Here is a 21,056-nt window from a genome sequence, read left to right as displayed (position 1 = left end):
ATATGAATCTCTTTTATCGAAAAGTCCAAACATTTTCAGATAAAATACCTAGTATTATTTGGCTAAATCGCTTTGTAAAGATATCAGACAACCCTTCATGCGGTGTGAAATCAACTAAGGTCTCAGCTTCTATAACCTCACGCGCTACATATTCCGCATTACCCAGCGCATCAGCAAGCCCTAAATCAATACTTTTTTGCCCAGTCCACACTATGCCACTAAATATTTCCGGTGCATTTGTTAAACGCTCGCCCCTTCCACGTTTTACAACTTGAATAAATTGTTCGTGTATTTCATGTAGTAATGATGTTGCATGCGCTTTTTGAGCAGGATCCAAAGGAGTAAAAGGATCCAGAAAACCTTTATTTGCACCAGCTGTTAACAAACGTCGCTCAACGCCTAATTTTTCTAAAGTACCAGTAAAACCAAAACCATCCATCAAAACACCAATTGAACCTACTAAACTTGCTTTATCAACAAATATTTTGTCAGCAGCTGCAGCAACATAGTAACCGCCAGAAGCACATATGTCACCAACTACCGCATAAAGTGGAATCTCAGGATATTTAGCACGCAGACGTCGAATTTCATCATTAATATATCCCGCTTGAACTGGGCTACCTCCTGGGCTATTAATTCGCAGTATGACGCCTTTTGTATTTTTATCCCGAAATGCAGATTGCAAGCTAGCACTAATTTTATCTGCACTGCTATTACCTTCAGCGACAATAACACCACGTAAATCAATGAGTGCAGTATGTTTCTCAGCAATTCGTACTTTTCCATCATCTATCCAGCCTAGTGCAAAGAACAGCAAAATAAATAGATAAAGAAAAGTGAGTAGTTTAAAAAAAATCCCCCATGTCCGCGTCCGCCTTTGCTCGCGCAAAGTTGCTAATGCAAGGTTCTCAAGAAGATTTCTTTCCCAATCTTTGTTCTTAATTTCTGTCTCGTTCATAGTGGTGGACTCACAAATTGGAAATTAGATGAAATATCTCTGTTTATATAGCGATAATTTTTAATATTGTAGTATTTATAATAAGATAATTGTAAATATCCAAGCTGCAATAAGATTAAAGTTAATAATTGCTTAGTAGCTATGAAATATTATTAAAAAAAAAGCCCCTCATCGTATTGATGAAGGGCTTTTATAGAGTGCCTGGCGGTAACCTACTTTCACATGCGAATGCACACTATCATCGGCGCAGCTTCGTTTCACGGTTCTGTTCGGGATGGGAAGAGGTGGGTCCAAAGTGCTATGGCCGCCAAGCGAAACTTGGCAATGAATAATATTGTACGAATATTATTCATTTTTGGAAAAAGTAAATTAGATTAGATTAATTCAATAATATACAAATACAATAAAATAATATTAAATTTTTAAAGTTATAGGATCAAGCCTCACGGTCAATTAGTATCGGTTAGCTTAACATATCACTATGCTTCCACACCCGACCTATCAACGTCGTAGTCTTCGACGAACCTTTAGGAGGGTTAAACCCTCGGGAAGTCTCATCTTGAGGAGAGTTTCCCGCTTAGATGCTTTCAGCGGTTATCTCTTCCGCACATAGCTACCCGGCGATACGACTGGCGTCATAACCGGTACACCAGAGGTGCGTCCACTCCGGTCCTCTCGTACTAGGAGCAGGTCCACTCAAACTTCCAACGCCCACGGCAGATAGGGACCAAACTGTCTCACGACGTTTTAAACCCAGCTCACGTACCACTTTAAATGGCGAACAGCCATACCCTTGGGACCGGCTACAGCCCCAGGATGTGATGAGCCGACATCGAGGTGCCAAACTCCCCCGTCGATATGAACTCTTGGGAGGAATCAGCCTGTTATCCCCGGCGTACCTTTTATCCGTTGAGCGATGGCCCTTCCATACAGAACCACCGGATCACTATGACCTGCTTTCGCATCTGCTCGACTTGTCAGTCTCGCAGTTAAGCACGCTTTTGCCATTGCACTATCAGCACGATTTCCGACCGTACCTAGCGTACCTTCGTACTCCTCCGTTACAATTTGGGAGGAGACCGCCCCAGTCAAACTGCCTACCATACACGGTCCCCAATCCAGATAATGGATCTAGGTTAGAACCTCAACAACATCAGGGTGGTATTTCAACGTTGGCTCCATGAATTCTAGCGAATCCACTTCAAAGCCTCCCACCTATCCTACACAAATGTTATCAAAGTCCAATGTAAAGCTACAGTAAAGGTGCACGGGGTCTTTCCGTCTAGCCGCGGGGAGATTGCATCTTCACAAACATTTCAACTTCGCTGAGTCCCAGGAGGAGACAGTGTGGCCATCGTTACGCCATTCGTGCAGGTCGGAACTTACCCGACAAGGAATTTCGCTACCTTAGGACCGTTATAGTTACGGCCGCCGTTTACCGGGGCTTCAATCAAGAGCTTGCACCCCATCATTTAACCTTCCGGCACCGGGCAGGCGTCACACTCTATACGTCCACTTTCGTGTTTGCAGAGTGCTATGTTTTTATTAAACAGTCGCAGCCACCATTTCATTGCAACCCTTTTCTGCTTCACGCGCGAGGCGCTACACATACAAAGGGCACACCTTTTCCCGAAGTTACGGTGCTATTTTGCCGAGTTCCTTCTCCTGAGTTCTCTCAAGCGCCTTAGAATTCTCATCCTACCCACCTGTGTCGGTTTACGGTACGGTCTTCATTCAACTGAAGCTTAGTGGCTTTTCCTGGAAGCATGGTATCACTCACTTGGCGTTCCTAAGAACGTTGCGTTATCACGTCTCAGCTTAGTCGCTCGGATTTGCCAAAGCAACACGCCTACACGCTTGAACCGGGACATCCAACACCCGGCTGAGCTAACCTTCTCCGTCCCCACATCGCATTGAACAAAGGTACTGGAATTTTAACCAGTTTCCCATCAGTTACGCATTTCTGCCTCACCTTAGGGGCCGACTCACCCTGCGCCGATTAGCGTTGCACAGGAAACCTTGGGTTTTCGGCGAGGGAGTCTTTCACTCCCTTTATCGCTACTCATGTCAGCATTCGCACTTCCGATACCTCCAGCAGCCTTTACAAGCTACCTTCGCAGGCCTACGGAACGCTCTCCTACCATTTACATAAAATGTAAATCCCTAGCTTCGGTGCACAGTTTGAGCCCCGTTACATCTTCCGCGCAGGACGACTCGATCAGTGAGCTATTACGCTTTCTTTAAAGGATGGCTGCTTCTAAGCCAACCTCCTGACTGTTTATGCCTTCCCACTTCGTTTCCCACTTAACTGTGTCTTGGGGACCTTAGCTGAGGGTCTGGGTTGTTTCCCTTTCGACACCGGACGTTAGCACCCGATGTCTGTCTCCCACGCTCGCACTCTTTGGTATTCGGAGTTTGCAATGGTTTGGTAAGTCTCAATGACCCCCTAGCCATAACAGTGCTCTACCCCCAAAGGTGATACGTGAGGCACTACCTAAATAGTTTTCGGAGAGAACCAGCTATTTCCAGATTTGTTTAGCCTTTCACCCCTACCCACAGCTCATCCCCTAATTTTTCAACATTAGTGGGTTCGGACCTCCACGAGGTGTTACCCTCGCTTCATCCTGGCCATGAGTAGATCATCTGGTTTCGGGTCTACACCCAGCAACTAAACGCCCTATTAAGACTCGCTTTCGCTACGCTTCCCCTACTCGGTTAAGCTTGCTACTGAATGTAAGTCGCTGACCCATTATACAAAAGGTACGCAGTCACGGAACAAGTCCGCTCCCACTGTTTGTATGCATGCGGTTTCAGGATCTATTTCACTCCCCTTCCGGGGTTCTTTTCGCCTTTCCCTCACGGTACTGGTTCACTATCGGTCGATTACGAGTATTTAGCCTTGGAGGATGGTCCCCCCATCTTCAAACAGGATTCCACGTGTCCCGCTCTACTTATCTCAATCCTAGTTCCACATTTGAATTTTCATCTACAGGGCTATCACCTACTATGGCTTAACTTTCCAGAAAATTCGATTAATTCAAATGCTAAATATTGAAGGCTTTTCCCATTTCGCTCGCCACTACTCTGGGAATCTCGGTTGATTTATTTTCCTCTGGTTACTTAGATGTTTCAGTTCTCCAGGTTCGCTACACTTAACCTATATATTCAGTTAAGGTTGACTCTTGCTCAATCAATTCTTCTTATGTTGCAAAAAACTGATTAAGCAAGAGTCAGGTTTCCCCATTCGGATATCTCCGGATCAAAGCTTGTTTGCCAGCTCCCCGAAGCTTTTCGCAGGCTTCCACGTCCTTCATCGCCTGTAATCGCCAAGGCATCCACCACATGCACTTATTCACTTGATCCTATAACTTTAATAACTTAATATTATCATTACAGGTATTTGCATTTCTCACACTTTCGTGCGATATAAAGATACAATCTAACCCATTGTATTTCATTCACATAAGCGATTAAAAAACACCGCAAAACATAAATAAAACACTTTACTTTTTCCAAATTTTTAAAGAACAAAAAACTTTTATTATAGGCGTAATTCTTTCATACTAAAACGTTTGCTAAATAATACTCCACAATTTATTTAGCATTGTATAAATATGATTTGGTTTTGGTGGAGGTGAACGGGATCGAACCGATGACCCCCTGCTTGCAAAGCAGGTGCTCTCCCAGCTGAGCTACACCCCCAATCCTGTTGGTGGGTCTGGGTGGATTTGAACCACCGACCCCACGCTTATCAAGCGTGTGCTCTAACCAACTGAGCTACAGACCCTAGTATGAGTCTAAGCACCATCCGTTATTATAACGAACACTCAGTACAAATTACTGGCTCTTAGCTCTGCCTATAAACAATCGATAGGTTGTGGGTACTTAAATGAATTTCTCTTGAAAGGAGGTGATCCAGCCGCAGGTTCCCCTACGGCTACCTTGTTACGACTTCACCCCAGTCATGAACCTCACCGTGGCAAGCGCCCTCCTTGCGGTTAGACTACCTGCTTCTGGTGAAACCCACTCCCATGGTGTGACGGGCGGTGTGTACAAGACCCGGGAACGTATTCACCGCGACATGCTGATCCGCGATTACTAGCGATTCCGACTTCACGGAGTCGAGTTGCAGACTCCGATCCGGACTACGACGCGCTTTCTGAGATTAGCTCCCCCTCGCGGGTTGGCAACCCTCTGTACGCGCCATTGTATTACGTGTGAAGCCCTACCCATAAGGGCCATGAGGACTTGACGTCATCCCCACCTTCCTCCGGTTTATCACCGGCAGTCTCATTAAAGTGCCCAACTAAATGATGGCAATTAATGACAAGGGTTGCGCTCGTTGCGGGACTTAACCCAACATCTCACGACACGAGCTGACGACAGCCATGCAGCACCTGTGTTCAAATTCTCTTTCGAGCACATTCTCATCTCTGAAAACTTTCTGACATGTCAAGGGTAGGTAAGGTTTTTCGCGTTGCATCGAATTAATCCACATAATCCACCGCTTGTGCGGGTCCCCGTCAATTCCTTTGAGTTTTAATCTTGCGACCGTACTCCCCAGGCGGTCAACTTCACGCGTTAGCTACGTTACCAAGTCTAATAAGACCCGACAACTAGTTGACATAGTTTAGGGCGTGGACTACCAGGGTATCTAATCCTGTTTGCTCCCCACGCTTTCGTGCATGAGCGTCAGTGTTAACCCAGGGGGCTGCCTTCGCCATCGATGTTCTTCCATATCTCTACGCATTTCACTGCTACACATGGAATTCCACCCCCCTCTGCCACACTCTAGTCCTGTAGTTTCAAACGCAGTTCCCAGGTTAAGCCCGGGGATTTCACATCTGACTTACAGAACCGCCTGCGCACCCTTTACGCCCAGTAATTCCGATTAACGCTCGCACCCTACGTATTACCGCGGCTGCTGGCACGTAGTTAGCCGGTGCTTCTTCTGTCGATACCGTCATGAGTTATGATTATTAGTCACAACCTTTTCTTCTCGACTGAAAGAGCTTTACAACCCGAAGGCCTTCTTCACTCACGCGGCATTGCTGGATCAGGCTTGCGCCCATTGTCCAAAATTCCCCACTGCTGCCTCCCGTAGGAGTCTGGGCCGTGTCTCAGTCCCAGTGTGGCTGGCCGTCCTCTCAGACCAACTACTGATCGTTGCCTTGGTAAGCCATTACCTTACCAACTAGCTAATCAGACATCGGCCGCTCCAAAAGCATAAGGTCTTTCGATCCCCTACTTTCCTCCTCAGAGTATATGCGGTATTAGCACATCTTTCGATGCGTTATCCCCCACTTCAGGACACGTTCCGATGTATTACTCACCCGTCCGCCACTCGCCACCAGGTGCAAGCACCCGTGCTGCCGTTCGACTTGCATGTGTAAAGCATGCCGCCAGCGTTCAATCTGAGCCAGGATCAAACTCTTAAGTTTAATTCTGTTAAAACTCTCGCTTGACTTTTTTGATGTTGATTAAAACCAATATCTAATTTTCTTACGAGTACTCTATTTTTTCAGGATTCTTTTTCAAATCCTGTTATTCATTAAGTACCCACACCTATCGATTGTATTTTTTTAAAGAGCGTCGCTGCTTTTTTTATTTTGTTGCACAGCAGCGAGAAGCGGAATTATACAGACTCCGTAATACTGGTCAAGACATTTTCACAAATAATTCTTATAAGATGAATTCGACCTATTAATAACTCAAAGAAATGCTCTTAAATACAGTTACTCAGCATTCTTTACGAGTTTTTTATTTTACGCCTTGTTTGAGACTTGCTTCAATAAAGTGACTCAGGTCGCCATCTAATACACTTTGCGTATTCCCAATTTCTATATTTGTGCGTAAATCCTTAATGCGGGATTGATCCAAAACATAAGATCGAATTTGATGGCCCCAGCCAATATCTGTCTTAGTCTCTTCTATGGCTTGCTTTTCTTCATTACGCTTACGTAGCTCAGCCTCATATAGTCTTGATTTCAACATGACAAGTGCATCTGCTTTATTGCGATGCTGTGATCGACCGCTCTGACATTGCACAACTATTCCCGTCGGATTGTGCGTAATACGGATAGCGGAATCGGTTTTATTGATATGTTGCCCCCCTGCTCCCGATGCGCGAAATGTATCTATTCTTAAATCCGCCGGATTAATTTCAATCTCTATGGTGTCATCCACTTCTGGATAAACAAATACACTCGCAAAAGAAGTATGCCGACGGTTACCCGAATCAAATGGTGATTTTCTTACCAAACGATGCACACCGGTTTCCGTGCGCAAATAACCATATGCATATTCACCGGTAACCTTTAAGGTGGCACTTTTAATGCCAGCAATATCCCCTACTGATTCTTCCAGAATTTCAACATTCAGTCCCTGTCTTTCGCAATAGCGCAAATACATGCGTTCCAACATAGCTGCCCAATCTTGCGCCTCCGTTCCTCCAGAACCCGATTGGATATCCACAAAACAATTATTTGGATCCATCGGATCAGAAAACATGCGCCGGAATTCCAAATTTGCTATTACTTTCTCCACTTTATTAACATCAATTTCTATACTCTCTAGAGCAGCGCCATCAGATTCATCCTTCGCTATCTGAAATAATTCTTGCGCATCATGCAATTGCTGTTCCATCGATTGCAATGTAAAAACGGTATCTTCCAGCAATTTTTTCTCACGTCCGATCTCTTGGGTGCGTTTACTATCATTCCAAATCGCCGGATCTTCAAGAAGTCGAGTTAATTCGCTCAGGCGGGTCTGTTTCGTATCGAAGTCAAAGAAACCTCCGTAATTCATTAGCTCGATTACTCAGATCCTGAAGATGATTCGAAACTGCATTGATTTGTTCTGCTTCCATATTTTCCACCTAAAATTGAATTTTTAATTATACCTTTTAGTGCACTGAGATCATGTGCACCTGTTGTTAACTTTCGTGATCCATATTATTCATTTGCAATTAGAAGAAATTTTTATGCATATGTTTCAACTTTTCAAACCATCGATCAGTAAAAAAATTATAATAATTAGCTAATATTGCGTGCGATTCATACATTTTCACATTCCAGTTCGTTTTCTTAATCTATTTTTTCATAAACTCAATAATGTCAAAGTTTTTTGCATTGATTCCAGCAGCAGGCTCAGGCGCACGTATGGGCAATGAGCTTCCCAAACAATATCTATCATTGAATAACAGACCTATGATTTATCATGCAATATATACGCTATGCCAGAGCCAGGCCATTGCTGGCGTATTCGTCGTACTTGCGCCAAGTGATAACGAATGGTTCAAATATGACTGGTCTGAGTTTTCAGAAAAACTTGTCATGCTAAGTTGCGGCGGTTTAACTCGTGCAGATAGCGTACTCAATGGCCTTACCACAGCAAAGCAAAAGGATCTGGTAGAAACGGATGATTGGATATTGGTACATGATGCGGCCAGGCCCTGTTTAACTTCAATTCAATTAAACAAATTAATCAATGAATTAGCCACCGATGATGTTGGTGGATTATTGGCAGTGCCTGTTGCTGATACTTTAAAACGCAGTAACATTGATAATCGTGTGACACATACTGAATCCAGAGAGAATTTATGGCAAGCACAGACTCCGCAAATGTTTCGCTTTGACCTCCTCACCCAAGCACTCCGTAGCGCGACGAGCATTAATGTAACAGATGATGCCAGTGCTGTTGAGGCTTTAGGATTTCAGCCAAAACTTGTGACTGGTGATGCTTACAATTTCAAAGTAACCTATCCTCAGGATCTGGCTCTAGCAGAATTAATATTACAAAAAAGGAATAATTCGTGAGCACGTTAAGAATAGGACAAGGTTTTGATGTACATCAGTTAGTTGAAGGCCGCCCGTTGATCATTGGCGGAGTGACTATTCCTTACGAAAAAGGATTACTCGGGCATTCCGATGCGGATGTGTTGCTGCATGCAATCTGTGATGCACTTATTGGTGCCGCCGCATTGGGAGACATTGGCAAACATTTTTCTGATTCTGATCCACGCTATAAAAATATCGATAGCCGCGTGTTATTACGCAATGTATACAGCTTGCTGGCAAATAGTAGTTATAAAATTATCAATATCGATGCAACTATTATTACTCAAGCTCCCAAAATGGCGCCTCATATTCCTGCGATGATTGCAAATATTGCGCAGGATCTAAAAACGCATACGAGTAACATCAATATTAAAGCTAAAACAGCCGAGCATTTGGGTGCGATTGGCCGTAAAGAAGGTATTGTGGCAGAAGTTGTATGCTTAATTAGCTGCACGGAAAACGCGATTGACTAATAAAGACACCAATACAGAATTTATTCGCGTATTTTTTGCCATTTTTCCTAATAAATTAGTACAAAAGCAATTGGCGCATCAAACCGAAATACTGGAATCTACTTACGGTGGGCGCAAAGTTCGAACACAGAATTTGCATCTTACGTTGTTATTCCTTGGAGATATCAGCACGCACCATATTGAAGCGCTGCAGCAAGCCATGAAAAATATATCAGCAAAAAAATTTGAGCTTAGTTTAGACAAAATTGGCTACTGGAAGCACAATCAAATTATTTATATCCAGGCAAAGCAATTTTCTACCGAACTGCTCTTTCTCGTTGATTCTCTGAAGATTGCGCTGTCAGAAGCTGGATTCCCATTTGACAAACGCAGTTATAGACCTCATGTTACGCTAATCCGGAAAGCAACCCATGCAACAGAAATCAATTTAAATACCCCCATCAAATGGCATGTCAATAAATGGTCTCTCATCCAATCCAAACAAACTGAGCACGGTGTTAATTATATTCCACTGAAACAGTGGAACTTGAAATAAACCAATATTGATCGAAGAATTTATCCTATATCAATAGCTCTCAACTCAAAGTTACCTGATTACATTCAATTAAAACCCTTGTCACCCAACTATTTTGAAAATTCTTGCCCTTGAAACATCTACTGAATTTTGCTCTGTTGCACTGTACCTGGATGGCAAAATATTCAACAAGGAAATTCTTGCTGAGCGCCGTCACTCTGAAATTCTTCTGCCTATGGTTCATGAACTGCTCGAAGAGTCTGCACTTGCATTGCAGCAATTAGATGGCATCGCTTTTGGCGCAGGCCCAGGTTCTTTTACGGGTCTGCGCATAGCTTGCGGTGTCGCTCAAGGTTTGGCGTATGCAACCAATCTGCCGGTTATAGGAATTAGCACGCTTGAAGCAGTGGTACAGCAAATTGAGGAACAGAAAATCATTGTGGCACTTGATGCCCGCATGGGCGAGATTTATCATGCCGCCTATCAGAAAACGGCAAATTTTGACTGGAAAATTATCAGTCCGCCGACACTCTGCTTACCGCAGCATGCGCTCTCGGTACCGGGCAATGGCTGGATTGGATGCGGCAGTGGTTTTGATGTCTATCGCGAAGAATTATCAGCACTGTATGGCGAAAATATTCACCAGGTCCATTTCAAGCTCCATCCGCAAGCTGGGGAAATAGCACAACTTGCGCTACCCAAATTTACTGATGGTTCTAATACTGATCCAGCTAATGTAACACCTGTCTATATACGTAACAAAGTCGCATTGAAGGAAAATGAGCGATGAATAGCACATTGCAGCAGACAGCCGAATTCAGAAAAATGTACTCATCGGATCTAGATCGTGTCATCCTGATCGAACGAGAAATTTTTCTTTTCCCCTGGTCACTGGGAAATTTCGCCGATTCAATCAAGGCCGGTTATGTATGTCAGGTTTTGGAACAGGCTGATGTTATTTTCGGCTATGGAATCATGATGATGAGTCCTGAAGAAGCGCATATTCTCACCATTGGCATCGCCGCAGACTGGCAAAAAAAGGGTTGGGGTAAAAAGCTGCTCCAGCATTTTATTCAGCATGCCAGAGGAGAAAATGCAAAATCGATATTCCTGGATGTACGAGAATCAAATCACGGTGCCGCACAGCTCTATAAACAAGCGGGTTTCCAGCACATTGCAACGCGCAAAGGTTATTACCCGGCAATGTGCGGACGTGAAGATGCGCTTGTCATGCAATTGATGTTATGAATAAGCGGCGCAGACAAATACTCAAAGAATTGAATCTGCTACCGGTATGGCAGCAGAAATCAGGCACCCGGAAACAGAATAAGCCGCTTGAATCACAATCATCCGAAGTTAGAAATTTGATATCTCCGCCCGATCCCGCAAAAGATTCACAGCAGCGCCAGGAAATCCATCAAATGAATTGGGATCAACTCAGATTAGCGGTATCCCAATGTACTGCCTGCCCTTTACACCAGACACGTACTCAAACCGTATTGGGTGTCGGCGATGAGAATGCGGATTGGCTCTTTGTAGGCGAAGGGCCGGGAGCCACAGAAGATGCAACCGGTGAACCTTTTGTTGGACCAGCCGGCAAACTACTCGATCAAATGTTGGCGGCTATTAAGCTGAACCGTGGCCAGCAAGTCTACATCACCAATATCGTAAAATGCCGCCCGCCCAATAATAGAAACCCCAATGCCAATGAAGCTCGTCAATGTGAACCTTATCTGACGAGGCAAATTGCTCTGATCAAACCCAAACTTATTGTTGCATTAGGAAAGGTTGCTGCACAAAACCTTCTCCAGTGTGAAGACAGTATTTCCAGCTTGCGTGGAAAAATACATGATTATTCAGGCATACCCCTGATAGTCACTTACCACCCTGCCTATTTATTGCGCACTCTCCCAGAGAAAGCAAAAGCTTGGAAAGATTTATGCTTTGCCCAATCAACTATGCAGTCAATAACATAAGCTTTTTATTTAACGAATATTCATGACTCATTTTATCAATACTAATCTTGTGAATTTCTGATCGGTTGTCAGTGTGTTCGACAATCCAGCTGTTTTCCAGAAGCTTCATCTTTTATGAAAAAGAGCGTTTATTTTTCCTATCCACTATCGTGGGATTCTTGATTCCGGACCCTACGCTTTGTGAACACGCAAGTGTAGTTCAAGAAGCGGCGGCTCCCGACACCGGCTTGGCCATTAAAGCCAGGCTAGTGCTTTCTATTTGGACTACTGCCTTCGGAATAGGGACAGATCATCCGCAGTTACAGACTCACGCAGCAAGCCCGACTAGCAAGGTAATTATTATGCACAGCCCGCCACTCGGACGATTGCTGGCGTAAATCTCCCCCTGATGGGCAGTAATTACGCGCTTCGCAATGGCCAGCCCCAACCCGTGTCCATCTGAGGTTTTCTTTTTATCGCTGCGGAAAAATGGTTCAAATATGGATTGAATATCCGCCTCTGGAACACCGGTTCCTTCGTCCAAAACATAAATGAAAATCGTTTGATCGCTGTTGATCCGTATCTTGATGCCAATCAAACCACCAGACGGTGAGTGCTTCACGGCATTGCGCACAACATTTTCCACCGCGCGGTGTAGCAACTCCGCATTGCCCCGAACAATAGCCCCGCTGCGCGCCTCGAACTCTACACGGCAGCCGCTGGCTGCTGCCTCGAAGCGTGCATCCTCCACCACGTTGGACACTAGTTCGTTGAGGTCGACCTGTTCATTCAGCTTGCCTATCATGTCGGCTTCAAGCCGGGAAAGCGTCAGCAACTCGCTGACCAAAATATCCATGCGCACGGCTTCCCGTTCAATGCGCATCATGGAATCCTCAGTCCGTTCGGGTTGTTGTCGCGCCAAACCGATTGCCGCCTGAAGCCGCGCCAGCGGCGAACGCAGTTCGTGCGAAACATCGTGCAGCACTCTGCGCTGACCATCCATCAATTGCTGTAACCGCTGCACCATGCTGTCGAAATCTCGACCAAGGTCGGACAGCTCGTCACGCCGGTTCCCCATGACCGGTGCAAGACGCACGTCCAGAAGTCCATTTGAAACCGCTGCAAAAGCCGCGCGGAGTGTGCGTATCGGTTTGGAGAAATACCAGGCCAGCCATGCCGCGAAAAATAGACTGACTACTCCGCCTGCCAGCAAGGGCATGACAGGAGGCAACATACCTCGATCATGCGGCGGCGGTTCCATACGTCTATCCAAACCCGGATAACCTAGGGACGGCGCAAACAGCAGATAGGCATATCCATCAGCATCAGTCACTTTCTCCGCCCTGCCGAAATTATTTTGCGAACCTGCAATCTGGCTGGCCTGCGCGAGCATCGCCTCCGAAACCGGGCGACCCAAAATATCCCGGTTGTTTTCATCCACAGCAAAGACTGGTGGAGCCGGTTCACGGCTTTGCTCCCGCAATAATCCCCGCAATGCCTCGCGTCCGCCGTAACGCAATGTCAAAGCTGCGGCAGCAACACCCGACGGCGGAGGCGCGCGCAACTGCTCCATCCCGGGAGATCGCAACCACATCGCGACACCGACACCGATGAAGGTAGTGATCTGCGCCAGCCAAAAGAAAATAAAAAATTTCCAGAACAATCGTCCCACGTTCTACTCCCTGATGAACTGGTAGCCCTTGTTGAACACGGCCAGTATGCGGGAACGCCCATCCGGCAGTGGCTCCAGTTTGCGGCGTATGCTGCTGATGTGGACATCAATGCTGCGATCAAAACGAGCCAGTGGACGCCCCAAAGCCTGTTCGGACAGTTCCGATTTACTCACCACTTGTCCGGCGTTGCGCGCCAATGCCTCAAGCAGGTTGAATTCCGTGCTGGTCAGCTCAAGTGGCTTGCCTGCCCCCTCGGCGCGCCGCTGCTCAGGCCAGATGGACAAAGTGCCAACAATGATCGGCGATGAGGATGAAGCCGATTCCGCAACGCCGCTGCGACGCAGGATAGCGCGGATACGGGCCGTCAGTTCGCGCGGGGTGCAGGGCTTCGTCACATAGTCGTCGGCCCCCAGCTCGAGGCCGACGATGCGATCGGCATCATCCCCTCTGGCGGTCAACATCAACACCGGCATCGCTCCATGGGCGCGTATCTGGACGAGCACATCAATACCGCTTTTGCCCGACATCATCACATCCAGCACGGCAATATCATGGTAACCATGCAGCGCCTCTGTGATACCGGACTCGCCATCATGCACCGCCTTTACCTCGAAGCCTTCACGTTCCAGATAAACCCGGAGCATCCCGGCAAGCTCGACATCGTCGTCAACCAGCAAGACTTTTGTTTTCATCGTGTGCGCGTTCATCAATTTATTGCCTGCCATTTTAGTTAAGCCTGCCCACCCCGCACAGCCACTAACATTGGCATTTACAAGTTTTTACACTTGGCTGCCAGCATCATTTACCTGGATTTACGCATGGTTTACGACACTTTACAGCACCACCCCCGAGAATGGCAGCTAATCGATGGTGCCCAATAGTGGAGAAACCGGAGATCGAGTCAACCAACTTCTGGAGATCAATATGAAAAAAATCGCAAACAAATTCTGGCACGGCCTGATGATCGGAGCCATAGCTCTGGTGCTTCCCCTTGCGGTGAACTCGGCACCGTGTGATTGCCAGGATGAACATGCCAGCTCAAAATTGCCCGGAGCAATCGCCATGCACAATGAAATGATGCTACTCATGCAACAAGGGATACCTCCCTCGCCTCCAGGCGCAATGAGGGCACCGCCTCCTTTCCCACCCGATGGCAAACTCATCCCGCCATTTCTTCGCGACCTCGATTTGACCGAATCGCAACAGGACAAAATATTTGAGCTTTTGCACAACCAGGAACCAGGCATGCGCGAACGGCATAAAGCCGTCCGCAAAGCGGCTGAAGAATTAAACCGGCTAGCTGCGTCGGATTATTACAAACCATCCGAGTTGCGAACTCTTGCCGACAAACTTGCCAAGGAACTCGCCGACACCTTCGTGCAGCATGCGGCAACCGAGGTGAAAATTCTGGCGTTGCTGACAGCCGATCAGCGCAAACAGGCGGATGAAATGCGCTCCAGATTCGGAGCGATTCATGGGCATGGCAGAAATCATCTTCGATAAAAACACGGATATTTTCTTAACAAGCTTTTACCTGCTTTTACACCAATGACGCTGCAATATTAATTCGTTATGACGATAACTAAATCATGCAAACCATTGCATAAAATTAGCAGTCAAGACTGTCCGTTAAATATGAAAGGAGCAAGCCATGAGCAGCATCAGCAGCGTCAATGGGAGCGGGAGCGGATTCTCGATGATGTCCGGCATGAAACACCCGGACCCATCCAAGATGGTGGATGACCTGTTTTCCAAAATCGACACCACGAACAAGGGTTATCTGAGCAAGAGTGATCTGCAATCGACATTAAGCCAGTTATCAGGTTCTGACAGTTCAAACAGCGCAGGCAGTTCCAGTAGCTCGAACAGCACAAATAGTTCGACAACTGTAGACGAGATGTTCAAAAAGCTGGACAGCAACAACGATGACAAGATCACCAAGGACGAAATGCCCAGCGGCATGAAAAAACTTGTCGACGCACTCGACAGCCAGTTTAATCAAATGCGCATGAACGGTACGTCACAGGGAGGCAGCGGGGACTCGACGACAACATCTGGCATGAATCGACCAGACCCTTCCAAGATGGTGGACGACCTGTTTTCCAAGCTCGACACGACGAACAAGGGTTATCTGGAAAAGAGTGACCTGCAATCGGCACTAAGCCAGTCACCCGGCTCTGGCAGTTCAAGCGGCACCAGCAGTTCGCCTAACGTGGACGAGATATTCAAGAAGCTGGACAACAACGGCGATGGCAAGCTCACCAAGAGCGAAATGACCAGCGGCATGAGCAGCACGGCACAAGCGAGCAAAGGTGGAGGCACTCCTCCACCTGGTGGCATGCCTCCGCCCGGCGCTGGTGGCGCGGACTCCGCATCCGGAACAAGCAGCACGAGCGCCACGCAGTCAAGCAGTTCCACGAAAACATATGATCCAGCAGATGCCAACCAGGATGGAAAAGTCAGTGAGCAGGAAAAAATTGACTACGCACAGGCAAAGCAGGATAAGGCATCGACATCCAGTACATCGACAACTTCTACGAACAGCGATGCCAGGGTAATGAAACAGATCATGGACCTCATGCATGCATACAGCAGTTTTGACAGCAGTACCAACAACTCCGGATTATCGGTTACCGCCTAGTAATTTTCGTCGCACGTCCGGATGTTAAAGGGGTGGCAATCATGCCATCCCTTTAACTTTAGCACTCCATAACGGCCAATCGAGAGCATATCGGATCTTGCCTTTTGGGTGAGGGTAAATGATTCCATCTAACCGTCACTTTCCAGTTCATCCAGAATACCTTGCAAAGAATAGTCGGATGCACCGCTTTGTTCACCTTCAATAAAAGCATGGCACAATGCTCCCAACTTGGTTTCACGCTCCTCGAGCAAACGCAACCCCGCCCGTATGGCCTCGCTGGCCGAACCATAACGCCTGGTTTCAATCTGATGCGCCAGAAATTTCTCAAAATGTTCACCCAGCGTCACACTGGTATTTTTTTGTGCAGGCATAAAAATCTCCATGTAAAACTTGCCAAGATTTGATTGTAATATTTATTGGCTATACAGTAATTAATTGTTGAAATTGCCTTGTTTTTCCAAGTGACATTAGGAAACAAATAGTTGGTGTAACGTTCTGACCGAGACGGTCAATCATTCTAGACCACCCCAGATAACTCGCAAGGTAGCATTGTTGCATTTCTTAAACCGCCCCACCCAGTGAAAAGCTTCGTGAGAGCGTCCTTGAACCATGAAGTCCTTCTTGAGAAGGCTGAGAAGAACAGAAATCTCAGCTGCTTTTCTGAATCAAATTCAGTAATTCCTGGGCGTTGATCTTGCCGCTGATTTCGCCGCCTTCCAGGACGCTGTCAGCCAAATCGCGCTTGTGCCTGTGCAGCGAGACGATTTGTTCCTCAATAGTGTTTTTTGTTACCAGCCGGTATACAGTGACGGGGCGCTGCTGGCCGATGCGGTGGGCGCGGTCGGAGGCTTGATCTTCGACAGCCGGGTTCCACCAAGGGTCCATGTGGATGACATAATCCGCTGCCGTTAAGTTCAGGCCGACACCGCCGGCTTTTAGGCTGATGAGAAAGACATCGCCTTGTCCGGCCTGAAATGCATCCACCCGCTTTTTACGTTCTGCCGGCGGAGTTTGGCCGTCCAAATATTGATAGGCGATGCCTTTTTCGTCCAGATAGCTGCGAATAAGGCTGAGGTGGTCGACGAACTGGCTGAATACCAAAGTTTTGTGACGATTGTCCAGAAGCTCATGCAAAACTTCGCCGAACAACGCCAGCTTGCTGCTGGAAAGGCCCAGATCCGGCGCTACCAGTTGCACATTGCAGCAGGCCCGGCGCAGCTTAGTGATCGCAGCTAATACCTTGAAACGTTTGTTTTCCTCAGGTCCCTGGGTCTCGTTCAGCTCGTTCAACAGCTTGCGGCGCAAGGCCTCGTAGAATACAGCTTCCTGCTCGCTCAGCTCGACTTGCAGCTCGATGTCGGTGCGCGGTGGCAGTTCGTCCAGAACCTGGGTCTTAATTCGTCGCAGGATGAAAGGCTGGATCATGCGTTTTAGCCGCTGGCGCGCCTCACGATCCTGATTGCGCTCGATGGGGCCGGCGAAGCGGCGGTTGAAGCTTTCCAGAGAACCGAGCAGGCCGGGATTGATGAATCGGAACAGATTCCAAAGCTCGCCCAGATGGTTTTCTACCGGCGTGCCGGTGGTGATGATCTTGAACCGGCCTTGCAGGGCCATGGCCTGCTGTGAGCGCTTGGTCGCCGGGTTCTTGATGAGCTGGGCCTCATCCAGCACAATAGTTTGCCAGGTCGGTACGGCCAGAATCTTGCCGGCAGATTCCTGCTGCAATAAGGCATAACTGCAAATTAAAAGATCCATCGGACGCAAACCTTCGATCAGGGCTTGCCGATCACTCCCACCCAGGATTTGAACGTTGAGAGTCGGCGCGAAACGTTGGATCTCGCTCTGCCAGTTCATGCAAACCGAGGTCGGCGCAACCACCAGGGTTGGTCCCTCACCGGCCCGGCTCAGGATCACGGCCAAGGCTTGCAGAGTCTTCCCCAAACCCATGTCATCGGCAAGACAAGCACCCACGCCCCAGGCTGACAGCCTGAACAGCCATTCGAAACCGGCGCGCTGATAATCTCGCAATTCCGCCTGCAAAGTAGACGGAAGCTTCGGCTGGACTTGTTCTGCCTGGCGCAGCCGCTCCAACTGCGCCCGCCAAGCGGAATCGCCTTGGAACTCGCCCACTTCTTCGGCAATTTCATCCATGACCGGCAACGCCAGCGCATGGAGGCGCTGATCCTTACCGTGTTTTTCTGAATAAGCACGCAAATCGTCCAGACGCTTCTTGAACGCTTCAGTCAGGGCCAGAAAGCGGCCTTCATCGAGGCGGATGAATTTGCTCCGGGTGCCTTCCGTTAATTCCAGCAGGCGCTGCATGTTCAACACCTGTCCGTCGTCCAGTTTGAGCTCGCCGCTGACGCTGAACCAGTCACGCTGCTGCTTGATCTTGATGCTAAACTGATTCAATCCGGCCTGTCCCAACAGCTTGAGTTTCTCGCCTTGCGGCCATTCAATCTGGACCTTTTCGCCCGCTTCCTGCAGTTCCAGCAAAAACTCAAGACTACTTTCGGCATCAACCAACAGCCATTGAAAAGCTATCACTTCTTGTGCTTGACTGCCGAGACTGGGACAAAGGGCGATGAGTTCGTTTGCCAGTTTCCGCTCAAGCATGAGATCACGCTGGGTTTGCAGGCGTTTACCGCCGATTTCCGCGATCAAGCTGGTGCCGCCGGAACCGGGGGTGTAATAAGAACCCTGGTCTCCAAAGGGGCGGATCAGGATGGCGGCACGCAGTCCCTCGCCTTCGGGAATCAGTTGCACACGGGGATGCGCATTCGCCTCAACTATCTCGGCGGCGGCAAGTTCCCCGCCGCCGATGTCTGAATGGATAGTCACCAGGGTAGATACCGAGCTTAGGCTGGCCAAGATGCGCTCCTGGGCAGAAGCCGGAACCACGATTCCCTTGCCAATAATTTGCGCAAGGCGGTGGTGCTCCGGCTTAAGTTCGACGATCTTGATGCGTGTCAGCCCATCTTCGGCCAGCACTATACTTTCTTCCTCATCGCACAGCGGCCAGAATTCTATTTTTACCTGCTTGCCATTGGCCTTTTTATTGACTCGTAGTTCCGGCTCAGCGGCGACCAATTCCACGGCGACGCCGCTATCCTTCCAGAACACGGCGGATGCGCCCGCCAGCGCCAGCCAACTGCGGTTGGGCAAGGAATAGCCGCCGGTGAAGCGGTCTGGGGCGATATGTGCGGCCACACGACGATCCTGCGCGGAAAAATAGGACGCCGATTCCGCCATCTCGGAAAGCTTCTTCATCGAAAGTGGCTTACCTTTACTCCAGCCACCACTGGCATTGCGTTTCTGTTCCCGCGCTTCCAACGCAAAGCCCAGATAAGCGCGTTCGCGTGACAGCAACCAAGCCAGACGATATTCTGCTGTTTCGTCCTTACCCGCAGCCGCACCACGCACCACGGTATTTTTGATGGCGTTCAGGGCACGCTCCCAAGGTTCCTGATACTGGCTACGCCTGACCAGAAGCCTGATATCCTTGGCGCGTTCGAAAGCATCGGCCGCGCTTTTCATGCCAGTCTGCTTCGGGGCGATCCGTGAGATTAGCGCTGCCAACTCTGCCGCCAGCCATCCATATCCGCAATCGGCAGCCTGTTGCTGATAAGCTTCCGCCTGCAACAGATAGTGGGTTAATTGTGCAGCCGATTCATATTGATGCAGCAGCCACAAGGCAATCCAGAAATTCCAGGGGCTCACAAAACCGGTTCGAGAGACCTGCGCCAGAAGCGCATTCAATTGGGCTAGGGCGCCGGATTGATTCCGTTCCAGCGCCGGAACGAACCCCAACAGATGGAACACGGAACCAAAAGGATGATCTTCTGGAATCATCTCCAGAAGTTTCTTGGCCTCCTCCATATCGCCTGTTTGGTTGCGCTGAAACAGACCCAACACAAAGAAAAATCCCAAAATGCCCGGAAAGAATACCTTACGCCTGCCTTGCTCCTTGCGTAATAGGCTCAATCCTTCCCGATAATATTGCAGGGCATTGTCTTGATCTCCTTTCAGCAGAAAGAATAATCCCCAGCAGGCACGCTCCCGGTAGCCGATCTGGCACCGGGACAGCGCAGCCTGCGCGGCTTGCGTCTCACCCCTTAAAATCGAGATCAGCGCCATGCAGAGTTGCCAATCTTCGGGCGCGGCTGACCCCTCACACCCTTCGCGTAACAGATCGAAGGCCTCTGCATCTAACCTCCAACTCCCCGCCTGCTGCAATAGGATTAACGGCAGGGCCGGTTCTCTGATTTTTGCAGGCAAGCGCACGAACCATTCACGCTCGAAAGGATTGTCGCAAACCATCGCATAAATCGGCACAGGTTCGGGCCAGCGTTGCGGCAGGCCATTCCAGTAGGAATACTGAAGCCGTTCCAGCATTGCGAATAAGTGCTCAATGTAAAGCTCGTCCGCCCGGTAAATACCAATGCGCACTTCCCGAATCAGTTCGTCATCGTTGCGAAACTGGAAATCGCCTTTGGCGGTTTTCTGATAGGCTGCTTGCAAAGGCGCGGCGAGGCGCACCAGTTCGACATAGTGTTCGAAAGTTCCATTCGCGACGAGTTTGCGCGTTACCGGTTCGACGATGAGCCTGTTACACCTTAGACCGTGACTACTCCACAATGATCTATTGACTTCGATCAGACCATTGCGCTGCAGCAGCTCCAGCTTAATTTTGTCTGCTTCACCAGCGCCCAGAATCTTGCGCAATGGTGTTGTGATTTGCGATTTGCTGAGCCCGCCCCAAGCTACAGCCAACAAATTGACTGCGGCCTGCTCAGTTGGAGTGCATTGTTGATAACGTTCAAGCAGTTGATGACGCTCTTCCTTGATCGAAGCGGACATAGACTTATCTCTAACACCTATGTAAGGTATGGTTTTGACGCATTTAATAGAAATACTTAACTCTGGTCTTTCTAAACCTGAGAAATCACGCTATTTAATGTAATGGCAAGTTCAAAAATTAAGGAAGCTCTGATTAAGTCCTTC

14 protein-coding genes, 2 tRNA genes, 3 rRNA genes and 1 pseudogene are annotated in these 21,056 nt (G+C 48.2%); 8 read left to right on the top strand and 12 right to left on the bottom strand.

Going from position 1 to position 21,056, the window contains the following annotated elements; all coding sequences use genetic code 11:
* Positions 1-13: 13 nt before the first annotated feature.
* The 7 genes from NIT79A3_RS02955 to prfB form a co-directional block, all read right to left on the bottom strand.
* A complete protein-coding gene (locus tag NIT79A3_RS02955; RefSeq protein ID WP_013964774.1) occupies positions 14-958 on the bottom strand; it encodes a S49 family peptidase in 945 nt (314 codons plus the stop codon).
* 199 nt (positions 959-1,157) lie between these two features.
* Positions 1,158-1,270 (bottom strand): 5S ribosomal RNA (gene rrf / locus NIT79A3_RS02950).
* A gap of 120 nt (positions 1,271-1,390) precedes the next feature.
* Positions 1,391-4,320: ribosomal RNA gene (locus NIT79A3_RS02945) — 23S ribosomal RNA — on the bottom strand.
* A 264-nt stretch (positions 4,321-4,584) separates the two neighbouring features.
* A tRNA-Ala gene (locus NIT79A3_RS02940) sits at positions 4,585-4,660 on the bottom strand.
* A gap of 8 nt (positions 4,661-4,668) precedes the next feature.
* Positions 4,669-4,745: transfer RNA gene (locus NIT79A3_RS02935), tRNA-Ile, on the bottom strand.
* Positions 4,746-4,861: 116 nt separating this feature from the next.
* Positions 4,862-6,399, bottom strand: a 16S ribosomal RNA gene (locus NIT79A3_RS02930).
* The 16S, 23S and 5S rRNA genes sit together here with 2 tRNA genes alongside, the layout of an rRNA operon.
* Positions 6,400-6,718: 319 nt before the next feature.
* Positions 6,719-7,826, bottom strand: a protein-coding gene (gene prfB, locus NIT79A3_RS02925) for a peptide chain release factor 2 (protein ID WP_013964773.1) whose coding sequence is annotated in 2 segments (ribosomal slippage) — positions 6,719-7,744 and positions 7,746-7,826 — 1,107 coding nt in all. Because the reading frame shifts where the segments join, the coding sequence is not laid out codon by codon here.
* A gap of 244 nt (positions 7,827-8,070) precedes the next feature.
* Here prfB and ispD point away from each other — a divergent pair.
* The 6 genes from ispD to NIT79A3_RS02895 all read left to right on the top strand — a co-directional run bounded on the left by ispD (position 8,071) and on the right by NIT79A3_RS02895 (position 11,759).
* Complete coding sequence (ispD, locus tag NIT79A3_RS02920) at positions 8,071-8,775, top strand: 2-C-methyl-D-erythritol 4-phosphate cytidylyltransferase (RefSeq protein WP_013964772.1); 705 nt, start codon at positions 8,071-8,073, stop codon at positions 8,773-8,775.
* Positions 8,772-9,269 (top strand): 2-C-methyl-D-erythritol 2,4-cyclodiphosphate synthase, encoded by a 498-nt coding sequence (ispF, locus tag NIT79A3_RS02915; RefSeq protein ID WP_013964771.1) that lies wholly within the window; start codon positions 8,772-8,774, stop codon positions 9,267-9,269. Before ispD ends, ispF begins: the two co-directional genes overlap by 4 nt.
* Positions 9,262-9,804, top strand: coding sequence for an RNA 2',3'-cyclic phosphodiesterase (thpR, locus tag NIT79A3_RS02910; protein ID WP_013964770.1), 543 nt, complete (start codon positions 9,262-9,264; stop codon positions 9,802-9,804). The genes ispF and thpR overlap by 8 nt, the downstream gene beginning before the upstream one ends.
* A 94-nt stretch (positions 9,805-9,898) precedes the next feature.
* Complete coding sequence (gene tsaB, locus NIT79A3_RS02905; protein ID WP_013964769.1) at positions 9,899-10,573, top strand: tRNA (adenosine(37)-N6)-threonylcarbamoyltransferase complex dimerization subunit type 1 TsaB; 675 nt, start codon at positions 9,899-9,901, stop codon at positions 10,571-10,573.
* Positions 10,570-11,031: a ribosomal protein S18-alanine N-acetyltransferase gene (gene rimI, locus NIT79A3_RS02900; protein ID WP_013964768.1), complete on the top strand. Its 462-nt coding sequence runs from the start codon at positions 10,570-10,572 to the stop codon at positions 11,029-11,031. Before tsaB ends, rimI begins: the two co-directional genes overlap by 4 nt.
* The gene (locus NIT79A3_RS02895) at positions 11,028-11,759 is read left to right on the top strand and encodes a uracil-DNA glycosylase (protein WP_013964767.1); all 732 of its coding nucleotides are present in this window, start codon (positions 11,028-11,030) and stop codon (positions 11,757-11,759) included. The genes rimI and NIT79A3_RS02895 overlap by 4 nt, the downstream gene beginning before the upstream one ends.
* Positions 11,760-12,066: 307 nt before the next feature.
* Here the strand turns inward: NIT79A3_RS02895 and NIT79A3_RS02890 are convergent, their stop codons facing one another.
* Both NIT79A3_RS02890 and NIT79A3_RS02885 read right to left on the bottom strand, forming a co-directional pair.
* Complete coding sequence (locus NIT79A3_RS02890; protein WP_013964766.1) at positions 12,067-13,410, bottom strand: ATP-binding protein; 1,344 nt, start codon at positions 13,408-13,410, stop codon at positions 12,067-12,069.
* Between the two features lie 3 nt (positions 13,411-13,413).
* A complete protein-coding gene (locus NIT79A3_RS02885; protein WP_348225697.1) occupies positions 13,414-14,136 on the bottom strand; it encodes a response regulator transcription factor in 723 nt (240 codons plus the stop codon).
* A 199-nt stretch (positions 14,137-14,335) separates the two neighbouring features.
* On the opposite strand from NIT79A3_RS02885, the gene NIT79A3_RS02880 reads away from it, so the two are divergent.
* Positions 14,336-14,914 carry a Spy/CpxP family protein refolding chaperone gene (locus NIT79A3_RS02880; RefSeq protein WP_013964764.1) on the top strand — a complete coding sequence of 193 codons (579 nt, stop codon included), beginning with the start codon at positions 14,336-14,338 and terminating at the stop codon, positions 14,912-14,914.
* 148 nt (positions 14,915-15,062) lie between these two features.
* Entirely contained in the window at positions 15,063-16,052 is a 990-nt protein-coding gene (locus NIT79A3_RS02875; protein WP_013964763.1) for an EF-hand domain-containing protein, read from the top strand.
* Positions 16,053-16,180: 128 nt separating this feature from the next.
* Here NIT79A3_RS02875 and NIT79A3_RS02870 read toward each other — a convergent pair whose 3' ends face one another.
* The 3 genes and pseudogenes from NIT79A3_RS02870 to NIT79A3_RS02865 form a co-directional block, all read right to left on the bottom strand.
* The gene (locus NIT79A3_RS02870) at positions 16,181-16,423 is read right to left on the bottom strand and encodes a type II toxin-antitoxin system ParD family antitoxin (RefSeq protein ID WP_013964762.1); all 243 of its coding nucleotides are present in this window, start codon (positions 16,421-16,423) and stop codon (positions 16,181-16,183) included.
* A gap of 49 nt (positions 16,424-16,472) precedes the next feature.
* A pseudogene (locus tag NIT79A3_RS18520) lies at positions 16,473-16,598 on the bottom strand (IS1595 family transposase); the annotation flags it as partial.
* A 102-nt stretch (positions 16,599-16,700) separates the two neighbouring features.
* Positions 16,701-20,912 carry a DEAD/DEAH box helicase gene (locus NIT79A3_RS02865; RefSeq protein WP_013964761.1) on the bottom strand — a complete coding sequence of 1,404 codons (4,212 nt, stop codon included), beginning with the start codon at positions 20,910-20,912 and terminating at the stop codon, positions 16,701-16,703.
* Positions 20,913-21,056: the final 144 nt, after the last annotated feature.

The organism is Nitrosomonas sp. Is79A3 (assembly GCF_000219585.1).
Taxonomy (GTDB): domain Bacteria; phylum Pseudomonadota; class Gammaproteobacteria; order Burkholderiales; family Nitrosomonadaceae; genus Nitrosomonas.
This window is presented reverse-complemented; position numbering and strand designations above follow the sequence as displayed.